Consider the following 15,331-nt stretch of genomic DNA (forward strand, 5'->3'; position numbering starts at 1 on the left):
GCACGCATGCCGCCCATTGGGGTTGGCCAACCGTCTCGGCTGGCCAGGTAAATCGGTTACTGGTACAGCGCTTTACCGGAGCTATCTTTAATGTTGGCTTTCCATGCTGCACGAATCTGGTTAGCGACGCTTTCTGGCAGCGCTGCGTAATCCAGGTCGGTTGCGGTTTTGCTGCCACCTTTGTAAGCCCAGTCGAAGAACTTCAGCACTTCGCTACCTTTCTCAGCGTTAGCCTGATCTTTATAAATCAGGATGAAGGTGGTTGAGGTGATTGGCCATGCATCGTTGCCTTTCTGGAAGGTGAGATCCTGAGCAAAGGTTTTGCTCCAGTCTGCGCCTTTCGCCGCGTTAGCAAAGCTCTCTTCGCTTGGTGCTACCGCTTTACCGTCGGCATCAACCAGTTTGGTGTAGGTCAGGTTGTTCTGCTTGGCGTAAGCGTACTCTACGTAGCCAATCGAACCCGGCAGACGCTGTACGAAAGCGGCTACGCCGTCGTTACCCTTGCCGCCCAGACCGGTTGGCCAGTTAACGGTGTTACCTTTACCAATTTTGCTGTTCCACTCTTCGTTCACTTTCGCCAGGTAGCTGGTGAAGACGAATGAAGTACCGGAACCGTCAGCGCGGCGGACCACGTTAATGTTGGAATCTGGCAGTTTCACGCCTGGGTTCAGTTTAGTGATCGCCGGGTCGTTCCACTTTTTAATGGTGCCGAGGTAGATATCACCCACGGTTTTACCGTCGAGAGTCAATTCACCTGATTTCACACCTGGGATGTTAACCGCCAGCACCACACCACCGATGACGGTAGGGAACTGGAACAGGCCATTTTTCTGCAGATCTTCTTCTTTCATTGGCGCATCTGACGCACCGAAATCGACGGTTTTCGCGATGATTTGCTTCACGCCGCCTGAAGAACCAATACCCTGATAGTTGATTTTGCTACCGGTGGCTTGCTGATACTCGGCTGCCCACTTGGCATAAACCGGTGCCGGGAATGTCCCGCCTGCGCCCGTCAGATCGGTTGCTGCAAAAGCAGAGACCGCGCTTACTGCGAAGGTGGCGGCGAGGATTCGGGCTACGGTGCTACGCATCAGTGTCATGTTCCCTCCAGGGGATTTAAAAAAATCAGGCTCAATGCCTTTTTAGTAGGAGTTAGTGATTGCTGCTGGAGGGAAAATAGGACAGTTTGATGACAGTGAAATGTACGAAATGTGACAGTTATATGACAGCATGCGGAAATGAAGCGGGCCCGTTGCGGGCCCACTCTGATGACTGATTACTCTACGGTAACCGATTTTGCCAGGTTACGCGGCTGGTCTACATCGGTGCCTTTAATTAGCGCTACGTGATAGGAAAGCAGCTGTAACGGCACGGTGTAGAAGATCGGTGCAATCACCTCTTCTACGTGTGGCAGTGAGATGATTTTCATGCCCTCGCTGTCGCTGAAACCGGCATCCTGATCGGCAAACACATACAGCAAACCGCCGCGCGCGCGTACCTCTTCAATGTTGGATTTCAGCTTTTCCAGCAGTTCGTTGTTTGGCGCCACCACGATTACCGGCATATCCGCATCAATCAACGCCAGCGGGCCATGCTTCAGCTCGCCTGCCGCATAGGCTTCGGCGTGGATATAGGAGATCTCTTTTAGCTTCAGCGCACCTTCCATGGCGATGGGATACTGATCGCCACGCCCAAGGAACAGCGCGTGATGTTTATCCGAGAAACCCTCCGCCAGACTTTCAATCACTTTATCCTGCGCCAGCATCTGCTCGATACGGCTTGGCAATGCCTGCAGCGCATGCACAATTTCGTGCTCGGTTTCGGCTTTCATGCCGTGCAGACGACCGAGTTTCGCCACCAGCATCAGCAACACCGCCAGCTGCGTGGTGAAGGCTTTGGTCGAAGCAACACCAATTTCGGTGCCGGCTTTGGTCATCAGCGCCAAATCTGACTCACGCACCAGCGATGAACCAGCCACGTTACAGATCGCCAGCGAACCGAGATAACCCAGCTCTTTCGACAGACGCAGCGCGGCCAGCGTATCGGCGGTTTCGCCCGATTGTGACAGCGTGATCAGCAGGCTATTTTTGCGTACCGCGGATTTGCGATAGCGGAATTCTGAGGCGATCTCCACATCACAAGGCAGGTTGGCCAGCGATTCAAACCAGTAGCGCGACACCATGCCAGAGTTGTATGAGGTGCCGCAGGCAATGATCTGAATGTGTTCGACCTGGCTCAGCAGCTTCTCGGCATCAGCGCCCAGCTCGCTGAGATCGACTTCACCGTGATTAAAACGTCCGGTTAAGGTGTTTTTAATCGCATTTGGCTGCTCGTAAATCTCTTTCTGCATGTAGTGACGATAGATGCCTTTATCACCGGCATCGTACTGTGCGGTCGATTCGATTTCAGCACGCTTAGCGGGCTTGCCTTCACGATCGATGATAGTGATTTCGCGGCGGGTGATCTCCGCGATATCGCCCTCTTCCAGATAAACGAAGCGGCGCGTCACCGGCAGTAAGGCCAGTTGATCGGAAGCGATAAAGTTTTCACCCACGCCACGGCCAATCACCAGCGGGCTACCGGAACGCGCCGCCACCAGCAGCGATGGATCGCGGCTGTCCATGATCACCATGCCATAAGCGCCACGCAGTTGCGGGATCACGCGCAATACCACTTCACGCAACGTGCCGCCCTGCTTCTGCTCCCAATGCACCAAATGTGCCACCACTTCAGTGTCAGTTTCTGAGGCAAAATGATAGCCGCGCTCAAGCAACTGGGCGCGCAGCGGCTCATGGTTCTCAATGATGCCGTTGTGCACGATGATGATGTGCTCAGAAACATGCGGATGCGCATTGGCCTCTGACGGCTCACCGTGGGTCGCCCAACGCGTGTGGGCGATGCCGGTGCCACCAATCAGCGGCTGTTGTTCTGCCGCTTCCGCCAGATTTTGCACTTTGCCCAGACGACGCAGGCGCGTCATGTGCCCCTGTCGATCAACCACTGCCAGACCGGCAGAGTCATAACCGCGATACTCAAGACGACGCAAACCTTCCAGCAGAATTTCTGCGATGTCACGCTGCGCTACTGCACCAACAATTCCACACATAGTAATTTCCTGACTTCATGGCTTTTGGCCATTGCGTTGTCATACGACCTGATTTCCGGCGTTGCCGGTTCCCCGAGCCTTGTAGAGAAGGGGATATAGTTATGGCACTGCTAATGGGCCGATCATTGTCGGCCCTTAAAATTTATTTTTTCTTTACCGGACGCTGCCAGCCAGACTTCTGATTCTGCTCTTTACGGTTATAGACCAGGTCAGCGGCTGTCACATCTTTCATTATGGTGGTGCCGGCGGCAATAGTCGCGCCGCTCGCCACGCTGACAGGTGCCACCAGCTGTGTATCTGAACCGATAAACACGTTGTCGCCGATGATGGTTTTGGATTTGTTGGCGCCATCGTAATTGCAGGTAATGGTGCCGGCGCCAATATTCACGCCCGCGCCAATTTCCGCATCGCCAAGGTAGGAGAGATGACCGGCTTTGGAGCCTTTACCCAGCATGGCTTTCTTCATCTCAACGAAGTTGCCGACGTGGGCTGCTTCAGCCAACTCGCTGCCCGGACGCAGACGCGCGAAAGGTCCAACCGTACAGGCAGCGGCTAAGGTGGCATCTTCGAGTACCGAATAGGGGCTGATTTCACAGTCGTCCGCAATCACGCTGTTTTTGATGATGCAGCCTGCGCCAATTTTGACGCGGTTGCCAAGCGTGACCTCGCCTTCGATGATCACGTTGGTATCGATCTCAACATCACGCCCATGCTGCAGCGAGCCGCGCAGATCGAAACGTGCCGGATCGCGCAGCATCACACCCGCCAGCAGCAGCCTTTCTGCCTGCTCGCTTTGATAAACGCGCTCAAGTGTTGCCAGCTGCAGGCGATTATTTACCCCATCGGTTTCACTGATACGCGCCGGGTGCACCGCATTGATCACCCGGCCTTCACGATGCGCCATGGCGATGATATCGGTGATATAGAATTCGCCCTGCGCATTGTTGTTGTTGAGCTGCGCCAGCCAGCGCTTGAGATCGCCGCCGTTGGCAATCAGGATGCCAGTGTTGATTTCCTGGATTTTTAGCTGTTCTGCCGATGCATCTTTCTGCTCGATAATGCCAGTCACCGTGCCGTTTTCACGCACGATGCGACCGTAACCGGTGGGGTTATCCAAAACGACGGTGAGTAAACCAATGCCACCAGCCGGTTTAGCGTCACGCAGACGTTGCAAGCTGGCCTGCGAGATCAGTGGCACATCGCCGTACAACATCAGGATATCTTCGTCATCAGCAAAGAAAGGGGCCGCCTGCTGCATCGCATGGCCGGTGCCGAGCTGTTCTGCCTGCAACACCCAATTAAGTGCGTTCTCCGCCAATGTTGATTGCAGTAAATCACCGCCATGGCCATAAACCAGATGGATCTGCTGTGCGCCCAAACCTGTTGCGGCATCAATCACGTGCTGGACCATCGGTTTTCCTGCAAGGGTGTGCAGAACTTTAGGCAGGTCGGAATACATTCGGGTGCCTTTGCCAGCGGCCAGGATCACCACACTCATCGCGTTCGTAGACATAACTATCCTGATTCTCTTCAACTTTCGAAAGTGTAAGGTTTAACCCTGAGATTACTACATTTTTCTCAGGTCGAAATTAGCGGGTGTCATCGCGCTGCAGCAAACGCCAGGCAAAAAAAATGCCAGCCCAAAGGGCTGGCATTTCGTGACGCATAAAGCCTGATTACATCGCTTTTTTGGTCAGCTCGATAACACGCAGTTTCGCGATGGCTTTCGCCAGCTCCGCAGAAGCCTGAGCATAGTCCACGTCGCCGTGGCTGCTGTTCATGTGCTCTTCCGCTTTACGTTTCGCTTCCTGCGCGCGCGCTTCGTCAAGGTCTTCACCGCGAATCGCGGTGTCAGCCAGAACGGTGGTGCTGCCAGGTTGTACTTCCAGCACGCCGCCAGAGAGGTAGATATACTCCTCTTCGCCGTGCTGTTTCACGATGTGAATCATACCAGGCTTGATGGCTGTCAGCAGCGGGGCGTGGCCAGGACGAATACCCAGCTCACCTTCGCTACCTGACACCTGGATGCGCTGAACCAGACCGGAGAACATTTGTTGCTCCGCGCTGACCACGTCCAGATGATAAGTCATAGCCATACCATTCCTCCTGGGAAACCGAAATTACAGTTTCTTCGCTTTTTCTACGGCTTCTTCGATAGCGCCGACCATGTAGAACGCCTGTTCTGGCAGGTGGTCGAATTCGCCTTCCATGATGCCTTTGAAGCCACGGATGGTGTCTTTCAGGGTAACGTATTTACCTGGAGAACCGGTGAAGACTTCAGCAACGAAGAACGGCTGAGACAGGAAGCGCTGAATCTTACGCGCACGTGCCACCAACAGTTTGTCTTCTTCAGACAGCTCGTCCATACCGAGGATGGCGATGATGTCTTTCAGTTCCTGGTAACGCTGCAGCAGAGACTGCACGCCACGCGCAACGTCATAGTGCTCCTGACCCACGATCAGTGGATCCAGCTGACGGCTGGTAGAATCCAGCGGGTCAACGGCTGGGTAGATACCCAGAGAGGCGATCTGACGGCTCAGCGTAACGGTTGAGTCTAAGTGAGCAAAGGTGGTTGCTGGTGACGGGTCAGTCAAGTCATCCGCAGGAACGTAAACGGCCTGTACAGAGGTGATTGAACCGGTCTTGGTGGAGGTAATACGCTCCTGCAACACACCCATCTCTTCTGCCAGCGTCGGCTGATAACCTACCGCAGATGGCATACGACCCAACAGTGCTGATACTTCAGTACCGGCCAGGGTGTAACGATAGATGTTGTCGATGAACAGCAGAACGTCACGGCCTTCATCACGGAATTTTTCCGCCATGGTCAAACCGGTCAGTGCTACGCGCAGACGGTTACCCGGCGGCTCGTTCATCTGGCCATACACCAGCGCTACTTTATCGATAACGTTGGAGTCAGTCATTTCGTGGTAGAAGTCGTTACCCTCACGAGTACGCTCACCCACACCAGCAAAGACCGAATAACCTGAGTGCTCAGCCGCGATGTTACGGATCAGCTCCATCATGTTTACGGTTTTACCTACACCCGCACCACCGAACAGACCGACTTTACCGCCCTTAGCGAACGGACACATCAGGTCGATAACCTTGATGCCGGTTTCCAGCAGTTCCTGCGAGTTAGACTGATCTTCATATGAAGGTGCTGCGCGGTGAATAGAGGAAACCTCTAATGCGCTGCCATCGTCATTCTGCAGGTCGCCTTTCATGTCGATTGGCTCACCCAATACGTTCATGATACGGCCGAGGGTTGCTTTACCAACCGGAACCTGGATAGGTTTTTTCAGGTCGGTAACTTCCAGACCGCGCTTCAGGCCGTCAGAAGTACCCATGGCAATGGTACGAACCACGCCACCACCCAGCTGCTGCTGAACTTCCAGCACCAGACGAGCATCACCATTTTTCACCTCGAGAGCGCTGTATACCTGCGGTACCGCGTCCTGAGGGAATTCGACGTCAACTACGGCGCCGATAATCTGGACAATCTTTCCAGCTGCCATCTTGAATCCTCTACCTAATACGAAAATACCCAGCCGCGCTCGCGCGACAGGATATATGCCTGGTTAAACCGCGGAGGCTCCCGAGACGATCTCGGTAAGTTCCTGGGTGATGCTGGCCTGACGAGCTTTGTTGTAAACCAACTGCAGCTCTTTGATCAGGTTTCCGCCGTTATCGGTTGCAGCTTTCATCGCAACCATACGTGCGGCCTGCTCACTGGCCAGGTTTTCCACCACACCCTGATAAACCTGCGATTCGACATAACGGCGCAGCAGGGTATCCAGCAGCGCTTTCGGATCGGGTTCGTACAGGTAATCCCAGGTCTTCGCCTTCATCTCTTCTTCACCTTCCGCTGGCGGTAACGGCAGCAGTTGGGTAATGGTCGGAGTCTGAGACATGGTGTTATTAAACTTGTTGGCAACGATATACAGCTTGTCGATGCGACCTTCATCATAGGCCTGCAACATCACTTTTACCGGGCCGATCAAATCAGACAGTGCAGGCTTATCGCCCATACCGGTGACTTGTGCCACGATGTTGCCACCTACAGAGCCGAAGAATGAATTGCCTTTAGAACCAATAACGGCCAGATCGCTCTGCACACCTTTATCAGCCCAGCCCTTCATATCTGCCAGCAATTTTTTGAACAGGTTAATGTTCAAACCACCACAAAGCCCGCGGTCAGTCGAAACGACCAGGTAGCCGACGCGCTTAACGTCACGCTCATCCAGGTAAGGGTGCTTGTATTCCAGATTACCCAGAGCAAGGTGACCAATCACTTTGCGCATGGTATCTGCATACGGACGGCTGGCCGCCATGCGTTCCTGCGTTTTACGCATTTTGGAGGCGGCGACCATTTCCATCGCTTTGGTGATCTTCTGCGTATTTTTTACGCTTCCGATCTTACTACGTATTTCTTTTGCGCCGGCCATTAGCTTCTCCTCAAAGCCTTGCGGCCTGCCTTTTCAGACAAGCCGCCAGACATTACCAGGACTGGGTTGCTTTAAACGTTTCGAGGAGGCCTTTCAGCTTCTCTTCGATTTCGTTATTGAAGTTACCCGCTTGGTTGATTTCAGCCATCAGCTCAGCGTGATCGCGATCCGCGAACGCCAGCAGAGCGGCTTCGAAGCTGCCGACTTTCGCCAGGTCAACATCGTTCAGATAGCCGCGCTCAGCAGCAAACAGCACCAGACCCTGCTGCGCGACTGACATCGGCGCATACTGTTTCTGTTTCAGCAGCTCGGTCACTTTCTGACCGTGGCTCAGCTGTTTACGTGTTGCATCGTCCAGATCGGAAGCGAACTGAGAGAACGCAGCCAGTTCACGATACTGTGCCAGCGCGGTACGGATACCACCGGACAGTTTCTTGATGATCTTGGTCTGTGCAGCACCACCAACACGGGATACAGAGATACCCGGGTTAACGGCTGGACGAATACCGGAGTTGAACAGGTTCGATTCCAGGAAGATCTGACCATCGGTAATCGAGATTACGTTGGTCGGAACGAACGCGGAAACGTCACCCGCCTGAGTTTCGATGATTGGCAGTGCGGTCAATGAACCGGTCTGGCCTTTCACTTCACCGTTGGTGAAGCGCTCAACGTAGTCAGCGCTAACGCGTGATGCACGCTCCAGCAGACGAGAGTGGAGATAGAACACGTCGCCAGGGAAAGCTTCACGACCTGGTGGACGGCGCAGCAGCAGAGAAATCTGACGGTAAGCAACAGCCTGCTTAGACAGGTCATCGTATACGATCAGTGCATCTTCACCGCGGTCACGGAAGTACTCACCCATCGCACAACCGGCGTACGGTGACAGGTACTGCAGTGCTGCAGATTCAGAAGCAGAAGCGACAACGACGATGGTGTTAGCCAGCGCGCCGTGCTCTTCCAGTTTGCGAACGACGTTAGAAATGGTTGACGCTTTCTGGCCAATCGCAACGTAGACACACTTGATGCCTGAATCACGCTGGTTAATGATGGCGTCGATTGCCATTGCGGTTTTACCGGTCTGACGGTCACCGATGATCAGCTCACGCTGGCCACGGCCGATTGGAATCATCGCATCGACAGATTTGTAACCGGTCTGAACAGGCTGGTCTACTGACTGACGGTCGATAACGCCCGGTGCAATCACTTCAACAGGCGAGAAGCCGTCGTTTTCGATTGCGCCTTTACCGTCGATCGGTGCACCCAGGGTGTTCACCACACGACCCAGCAGGCCGCGGCCAACTGGAACTTCTAAAATACGACCCGTACATTTAACTTTCATGCCTTCCGCGAGGTCAGCATACGGGCCCATCACTACTGCACCAACCGAGTCACGCTCGAGGTTCAGTGCGATAGCGTAACGGTTGCCCGGCAGGGCAATCATCTCACCCTGCATAACATCGGCCAGGCCGTGTACGCGGATGATACCGTCACTTACAGAAACAATAGTACCTTCGTTGTGAGCTTCACTCACGACATTGAACTGAGCAATGCGCTGCTTGATCAGTTCGCTGATTTCGGTGGAATTCAGTTGCATATGCTCCAGTCCCCTTAAGACTGCAAGACGTCTGCCAGACGATCAAGACGGCCGCGTACGCTGCCATCAATGACCAGGTCACCCGCACGGATAACCACACCTGCCATTACAGACTTATCAATTTTGCAATTCAGCTTAACTTTACGTGACAGACGTTTTTCCATCGCGGCGCTGATTTTAGTCAGCTGACTGTCACTCAGCGTGCTGGCAGAAATCACATCAACTTCCGCTGTCGCTTCATGAGCGTCACGCAGTTGAATGTACTGAGCCAGTACCGCTGGAAGCGCTGTCAAACGTCCGTTTTCGGCCATCACCTTAATCAGGTTCTGGGCGTTTTCATCAAGTTGATCGCCACAAACTGCAATGAAAGAAGCAGATAACGCTTCCGGTGCAAGCGCACCGGAAAGAAGATCTGCGATCTGTTCGTTGCGAGCCACTTCTGCGGCAAACGCCAGCATTGATTGCCAGCGATCGATGCTTTGATGCTCAACAGCAAAGTCAAAAGCTGCTTTGGCGTAGGGGCGAGCTACAGTAATAAGATCAGACATCAGCCCCTCCCTCCTTACAGTTCAGCGACCAGTTTATCAACGATGTCGCTGTTAGCAGCTTCATCCACGGAACGTTCGATGATTTTCTCGGCGCCAGCTAATGCCAGCAACGCGACTTGCTTACGCAGCTCTTCACGGGCACGCGAACGCTCGGCATCAATTTCTGCCTGCGCCTGTGCCACGATGCGGTTACGTTCAGTCTCAGCTTCAGTTTTGGCTTCGTCCAGAATCTGGGCACGGCGTTTGTTCGCCTGCTCGATAATGACCTGAGCGTCTTCTTTGGCTTTTTTCAGCTGGTCGGTCGCATTGGCCTGCGCGAGATCTAAATCTTTCTTCGCGCGCTCAGCAGAAGCAAGGCCTTCAGCAATTTCTTTCTGGCGCTTCTCGATGGCAGCCATAATCGGCGGCCATACGTACTTCATGCAGAACGCGACAAACAGAATGAACGCGATGGCCTGGCCGAGGATTGTTGCATTAATGTTCACAGCACAATGCCTCTTATTAAGTTAACTTGCTCTGCCGCGATCAGAGATAAACGGCAGAATCCGTCCCTCATCACACCAGGTGCCATGAGTGAACAAGGCTACCAGGTTTAAGCGACAGCAAACATCACGTAGAGACCCAGACCTACAGCGATCATCGGGATAGCATCCACCAGACCCATTACAACAAAGAACTGCGTACGCAGCAGAGGGATCAGATCCGGTTGACGCGCGGCGCCTTCCAGGAATTTACCTCCGAGGATGCCGATACCGATCGCAGCACCGATTGCCGCCAGGCCCATCATCACAGCGGCAGCCATGTACAGCAGATCCATATTCAGGTTTTCCATGACAGTCTCCAGTTTGTTTCAGTTAAAAGCTTAAGTGTTGAGATAAAAATCAATGTTCTTCAGATGCCATCGACAGATAGACGATCGTGAGGACCATGAAAATGAAAGCCTGCAGCGAAATGATCAGGATGTGGAAAATGGCCCAAGGCACATTCAACAACCACTGCGACCACCACGGCAGCAAGCCGGCAATCAGGATAAAGATCAGCTCACCCGCATACATGTTACCGAACAGTCGCAGACCCAGTGAAACAGGCTTGGACAGCAGGCTAACACCTTCAAGAATCAGGTTAATGGGGATGAAGATCGGGTGATTAAAAGGCTGCAGCGTCAACTCTTTGGTGAAGCCGCCAATGCCTTTCATTTTGATGCTGTAGAACAGAATCAAAATAAATACGCCCAGCGCCATAGACAGCGTGATGTTCACGTCTGCAGACGGCACGACGCGCAGCGCCGGCAGGCCTAAATAGTGCTCGCCGATAAACGGCAGCAAATCGATAGGCAGCAGATCCATGAAGTTCATCAGGAAGACCCAGACGAAAATCGTCAGAGCCAGCGGGGCGATAAGTTTGCTTTTACCGTGGTACATGTCGCGCACGTTGTTATCAACGAAGCCGACAACCAGTTCGATAGCCGCTTGTAATTTCCCTGGAACACCGCTGGTAGCGCTTTTGGCCACTTTGCGGAACAACACCAGGAAAATAAGTCCCAGCACCACAGAGAAAAACATGGAATCGATATTTAATACCCAGAACGTCGCAGGAGCGTCGTGCGGATTCACCAACTCGAAAGTACGCAGGTCCAACTGAAGATTATTCAGATGGTGACCTATGTATTCTTGCGGAGTAGAGATTTCTCCAGCAGCCATGATGCCTCTTACCCTTTGTTGTTAATTACAGCCGGAGCGACGATCTGCACCACCAGCACCGATAACCACGTGATTGCGAGTGGCCAGAAGACCGCTCCAAACACACCCAACGCCACCGCGAGAAAAATGACCGTTGTAAACACCTTGAACACTTCCCCCAGGGCGAAGCTCCAGGCAACACGGCCTTTCGCAGGCGTTTGATCCTGCAGGCGCCAGGCTAAAAACATAAACAACACGTTCGGCAGCCAGGCTGCCACTCCACCGGCGATGGCGGAGGCGCCCCAGGTGACCTCTTTCAGGGTAAAGAGCGCACCGATGATGACAAAGGTCACCAGCTGAATGATCAGCACGGCCCGGGCTAATTTCACACTGTAAAGAGACACTGACATGACGCTGAACTCTCCTGCCCCGAACGGGGTATGTCGCGTGTCGTATAAGACTGCCTTTACTCATTTGAGTCAAGCAGCAAAAGCCGTGCAAATTATACGGGCGCCACCTGCGATTTCAATCGGTAAGTAGCGAAAAGGTGAACAATTATTTAAATTTCTTTCTGAAGGACTCTTTTTCAAAACATCGACTTCCGACAATGCTTCGCTGAAAGTCTGAAATCGCCCATTCAACTTGCTTTTAAAGCGTGCTTTAGATCACATAATAAACAAGGAATAACTAAGAAAATTTGTTTATGACAAGAATCATTCGATTCAAAAACGGGTTAAAGCACTTACTTATCATTTGGTTAAAATTATTACTTACGTGTTGAATCAGGATTTCCGATAAAAACACTCTATTGACATCATGTGCTGCAATAAAAACGTAAAATTGATATTACGCACGCCAATTTATTGCAGAGTTATATTTTCAACAGTGATTATTCGGCCAGGTAAATACACGCAATAAAGTGATCTAAGTGATAATGAAATGTGAATTAATCGTTAAATGTAACAGAACTTTTCGGATAATTTCCGGCGAGGATGTTAACTCGCTCACCCTGCCCTGCTAAATAAAACCCATTATCTTAAAGTGTTCAATCGCTGCTTTTTCATTCAGCACATTCGCTAAGACAAACGGCATGAACGGGCTTATATCCATACCGTTTTAAAGGCTATTGCCGGGAAATCACCACCAGATGACGTTCACCATCTAATTCGGGTACCCGTAACGGCTGAATTTTTTCTACCACAAAGCCAGCAGGCAACGCGGAAATCTCATCATCCGGACGCACACCTTTTAAGGCATAAAAGCGGCCTTCGCGGCCCGGCAAATGATGACACCAGTTCAACATGTCTTCCAGCGAAGCAAATGCACGGCTGATAACGCCGTCAAACGGTGGTTCAGATGGGAACTCTTCAACGCGGCTCTGCACCGGCGTGACGTTAGTAAGTCCTAACTCATGCTGTACCTGGCGCAGAAAACGCACGCGTTTGCCAAGGCTATCCAGCAAGGTGAAATGCGACTGAGGACGCACGATGGCCAGCGGAATACCCGGCAGACCCGGCCCTGTGCCAACATCAATAAAGCGTTCGCCCTGCAGATGCGGCTCAACCACCACGCTATCGAGAATATGACGCACCAGCATCTGCTGTGGATCGCGCACCGAAGTCAGGTTGTAGGCTTTATTCCACTTATGCAGCAATTCAACATAGCCTACCAACTGCTGTTTTTGTTGATCGGTAAGGGAAATGTTTGCCGCTTTCAGCAGCGAGGAGAGTTTGTTGATCACAACGAGAATTCCATTAACGGGGGCGAGTTGCCTCGCCCCAAAGTCTATCAGGCGCTTTTACGCAGCAGGCCCTGTTTCTTCAGGTAAATCAGCAGAATTGAAATTGCCGCCGGTGTGATACCCGAAATACGTGAAGCCTGGCCGATGGAGGTGGGTTTGTGATCGTTAAGCTTAGCGATCACTTCATTCGACAGGCCATTCACCTGACGATAATCGAGCTCCACAGGCAACAAGGTATTTTCATTGCGCTGCTGGCGATCAATCTCTTCTTGCTGGCGCGCGATGTAACCTTCGTACTTCACCTGAATCTCCACCTGCTCAGCGGCTTGCTCATCAAGCAGTGCCGGACCGTAGCTGGCGAGCGACGTCAGCAGTGGGTAAGTCATCTCTGGACGACGCAGCAGATCTTCGCCGCTGGCTTCTTTGGTCAGCGGGGCGCTGATCACGGCGTTGACTTCAGCCACGTTATCCGATTTCGGATGCACCCACAGATCGCGCAGGCGCTGACGCTCTTGCTCAATCGCTTCCAGTTTCTGGTTGTAGCGCGCCCAGCGATCATCATCAACCAGGCCGAGTTCACGACCCGCTTCAGTCAGACGCAGATCGGCGTTATCTTCACGCAGCATCAAGCGGTATTCCGCGCGCGATGTGAACATGCGGTATGGCTCTTTGGTACCTAAGGTACAGAGATCGTCAACCAACACACCGAGATAGGCCTGATCGCGACGTGGTGCCCAGCCCTCTTTGTCTGCAGAGGAACGTGCTGCATTCAGCCCTGCCAGCAAACCTTGCGCCGCCGCTTCTTCGTAGCCGGTGGTGCCGTTGATCTGACCGGCAAAGAACAGGCCGTGGATAAATTTGCTTTCCAGCGTCGGCTTCAGATCGCGAGGATCGAAGAAATCATACTCAATAGCATAACCCGGACGGATGATCTTCGCGTTTTCCAATCCTTTCATGGAACGCACGATCTGCATCTGTACGTCAAACGGCAGGCTGGTGGAGATGCCATTCGGGTAGATCTCGTTGCTGGTAAGGCCTTCCGGCTCCAGGAAGATCTGATGCGCGTTACGATCGGCAAAGCGCATAACTTTGTCTTCAATCGAAGGACAGTAACGTGGACCAATCCCTTCGATGATCCCGGCGTACATCGGACTACGATCGAGGTTGTTACGGATCACGTCATGCGTCTGCTCGTTGGTGTAGGTGATCCAGCACGGCACCTGTTGCGGATGCTGTGAAGCCTTACCCATGAACGAGAACACCGGCATCGGAGTATCACCGTGCTGCGGAGTCAGTACTGAAAAATCAATCGAGCGAGCATCGATACGCGGTGGCGTACCGGTTTTCAAGCGATTTACACGCAACGGCAGTGCACGCAGACGCTTCGCCAATGGAATTGATGGCGGATCGCCCGCTCGACCACCGCTGTAGTTATCCAGGCCAATATGGATTTTTCCATCAAGGAACGTCCCGACGGTCAGTACCACGGTTTTGGCGCGGAATTTCAAGCCCATCTGCGTCACAGCACCGACGACGCGATCGTTTTCCACAATCAGATCGTCAACTGCCTGCTGGAAGATCATCAGGTTGGGCTGGTTCTCCAGCGCAGTGCGTACCGCCTGGCGATACAGCACGCGGTCAGCCTGAGCACGAGTAGCGCGAACGGCTGGGCCCTTGCTGGCGTTTAGTATCCTAAACTGGATACCCGCCTGGTCAATTGCCGTGGCCATCAAACCGCCTAAGGCATCCACTTCCTTCACCAGATGTCCTTTCCCGATGCCACCGATCGCCGGGTTACAGGACATTTGTCCAAGCGTATCAATGTTATGGGTGAGTAACAGGGTTTGCTGACCCATTCGGGCGGCGGCCATCGCGGCCTCTGTGCCCGCATGACCACCACCGATTACGATGACGTCAAAAGGATCTGGATAAAACATGAAGTGGTCCTCGTTAGTGTTCGGACAGGGATTGTTGCCCTGGGCGGTGGATTCTACTGAAATTATGTCGGCGGCGAAAGTCGCGGGATCCTGAGGTTTTAAATAAAGGATCTTTAGATCTTTTATATGATCTCTCTGTTAGATCTACTATTAGGATCGCACCAGGCTGTTGATAACCCCGAAAAGCAAAGATTAAACAAGTGATTAGAGAGGATCGTTTGCTGTGAATGATCGGTGATCCTGATCCGTATAAGCTGGGATCAAAATGGCGACTTATG

General features: G+C 52.8%; 14 protein-coding genes. All 14 read right to left on the reverse strand.

Annotated elements, in window-relative coordinates; all coding sequences use genetic code 11:
- Positions 1-56 precede the first annotated feature (56 nt).
- The 14 genes from pstS to mnmG all read right to left on the reverse strand — a co-directional run bounded on the left by pstS (position 57) and on the right by mnmG (position 15,053).
- The gene (gene pstS / locus AC790_RS15980; RefSeq protein WP_049852409.1) at positions 57-1,100 is read right to left on the reverse strand and encodes a phosphate ABC transporter substrate-binding protein PstS; all 1,044 of its coding nucleotides are present in this window, start codon (positions 1,098-1,100) and stop codon (positions 57-59) included.
- A gap of 176 nt (positions 1,101-1,276) precedes the next feature.
- On the reverse strand, positions 1,277-3,106 hold the full coding sequence (glmS, locus tag AC790_RS15985; RefSeq protein ID WP_007893588.1) for a glutamine--fructose-6-phosphate transaminase (isomerizing): 1,830 nt from the start codon (positions 3,104-3,106) through the stop codon (positions 1,277-1,279).
- 142 nt (positions 3,107-3,248) lie between these two features.
- On the reverse strand, positions 3,249-4,619 hold the full coding sequence (gene glmU, locus AC790_RS15990; protein WP_049852410.1) for a bifunctional UDP-N-acetylglucosamine diphosphorylase/glucosamine-1-phosphate N-acetyltransferase GlmU: 1,371 nt from the start codon (positions 4,617-4,619) through the stop codon (positions 3,249-3,251).
- 163 nt (positions 4,620-4,782) lie between these two features.
- A complete protein-coding gene (locus tag AC790_RS15995; RefSeq protein ID WP_007893591.1) occupies positions 4,783-5,202 on the reverse strand; it encodes a F0F1 ATP synthase subunit epsilon in 420 nt (139 codons plus the stop codon).
- Positions 5,203-5,226: 24 nt separating this feature from the next.
- Positions 5,227-6,624, reverse strand: a complete 1,398-nt coding sequence (atpD, locus tag AC790_RS16000) for a F0F1 ATP synthase subunit beta (RefSeq protein ID WP_007893594.1) — start codon at positions 6,622-6,624, stop codon at positions 5,227-5,229.
- A gap of 63 nt (positions 6,625-6,687) precedes the next feature.
- A complete protein-coding gene (gene atpG / locus AC790_RS16005) occupies positions 6,688-7,554 on the reverse strand; it encodes a F0F1 ATP synthase subunit gamma (protein ID WP_007893596.1) in 867 nt (288 codons plus the stop codon).
- Positions 7,555-7,606: 52 nt separating this feature from the next.
- On the reverse strand, positions 7,607-9,148 hold the full coding sequence (atpA, locus tag AC790_RS16010; protein ID WP_007893598.1) for a F0F1 ATP synthase subunit alpha: 1,542 nt from the start codon (positions 9,146-9,148) through the stop codon (positions 7,607-7,609).
- A 14-nt stretch (positions 9,149-9,162) separates the two neighbouring features.
- Positions 9,163-9,696 carry a F0F1 ATP synthase subunit delta gene (atpH, locus tag AC790_RS16015; protein ID WP_007893600.1) on the reverse strand — a complete coding sequence of 178 codons (534 nt, stop codon included), beginning with the start codon at positions 9,694-9,696 and terminating at the stop codon, positions 9,163-9,165.
- A 14-nt stretch (positions 9,697-9,710) separates the two neighbouring features.
- Positions 9,711-10,181: a F0F1 ATP synthase subunit B gene (gene atpF / locus AC790_RS16020; protein WP_007893603.1), complete on the reverse strand. Its 471-nt coding sequence runs from the start codon at positions 10,179-10,181 to the stop codon at positions 9,711-9,713.
- Between the two features lie 107 nt (positions 10,182-10,288).
- Complete coding sequence (gene atpE / locus AC790_RS16025; RefSeq protein ID WP_003849523.1) at positions 10,289-10,528, reverse strand: F0F1 ATP synthase subunit C; 240 nt, start codon at positions 10,526-10,528, stop codon at positions 10,289-10,291.
- Between the two features lie 49 nt (positions 10,529-10,577).
- Positions 10,578-11,396, reverse strand: coding sequence for a F0F1 ATP synthase subunit A (gene atpB, locus AC790_RS16030; protein ID WP_007893608.1), 819 nt, complete (start codon positions 11,394-11,396; stop codon positions 10,578-10,580).
- A gap of 8 nt (positions 11,397-11,404) precedes the next feature.
- Positions 11,405-11,785 (reverse strand): F0F1 ATP synthase subunit I, encoded by a 381-nt coding sequence (gene atpI / locus AC790_RS16035; protein WP_007893609.1) that lies wholly within the window; start codon positions 11,783-11,785, stop codon positions 11,405-11,407.
- A 713-nt stretch (positions 11,786-12,498) separates the two neighbouring features.
- A complete protein-coding gene (gene rsmG / locus AC790_RS16040; protein ID WP_007893610.1) occupies positions 12,499-13,116 on the reverse strand; it encodes a 16S rRNA (guanine(527)-N(7))-methyltransferase RsmG in 618 nt (205 codons plus the stop codon).
- Between the two features lie 47 nt (positions 13,117-13,163).
- Entirely contained in the window at positions 13,164-15,053 is a 1,890-nt protein-coding gene (mnmG, locus tag AC790_RS16045; RefSeq protein WP_049852411.1) for a tRNA uridine-5-carboxymethylaminomethyl(34) synthesis enzyme MnmG, read from the reverse strand.
- Positions 15,054-15,331: the final 278 nt, after the last annotated feature.

This window comes from Pantoea sp. RIT-PI-b (assembly GCF_001187905.1).
GTDB classification, from domain to species: domain Bacteria; phylum Pseudomonadota; class Gammaproteobacteria; order Enterobacterales; family Enterobacteriaceae; genus Pantoea; species Pantoea nemavictus.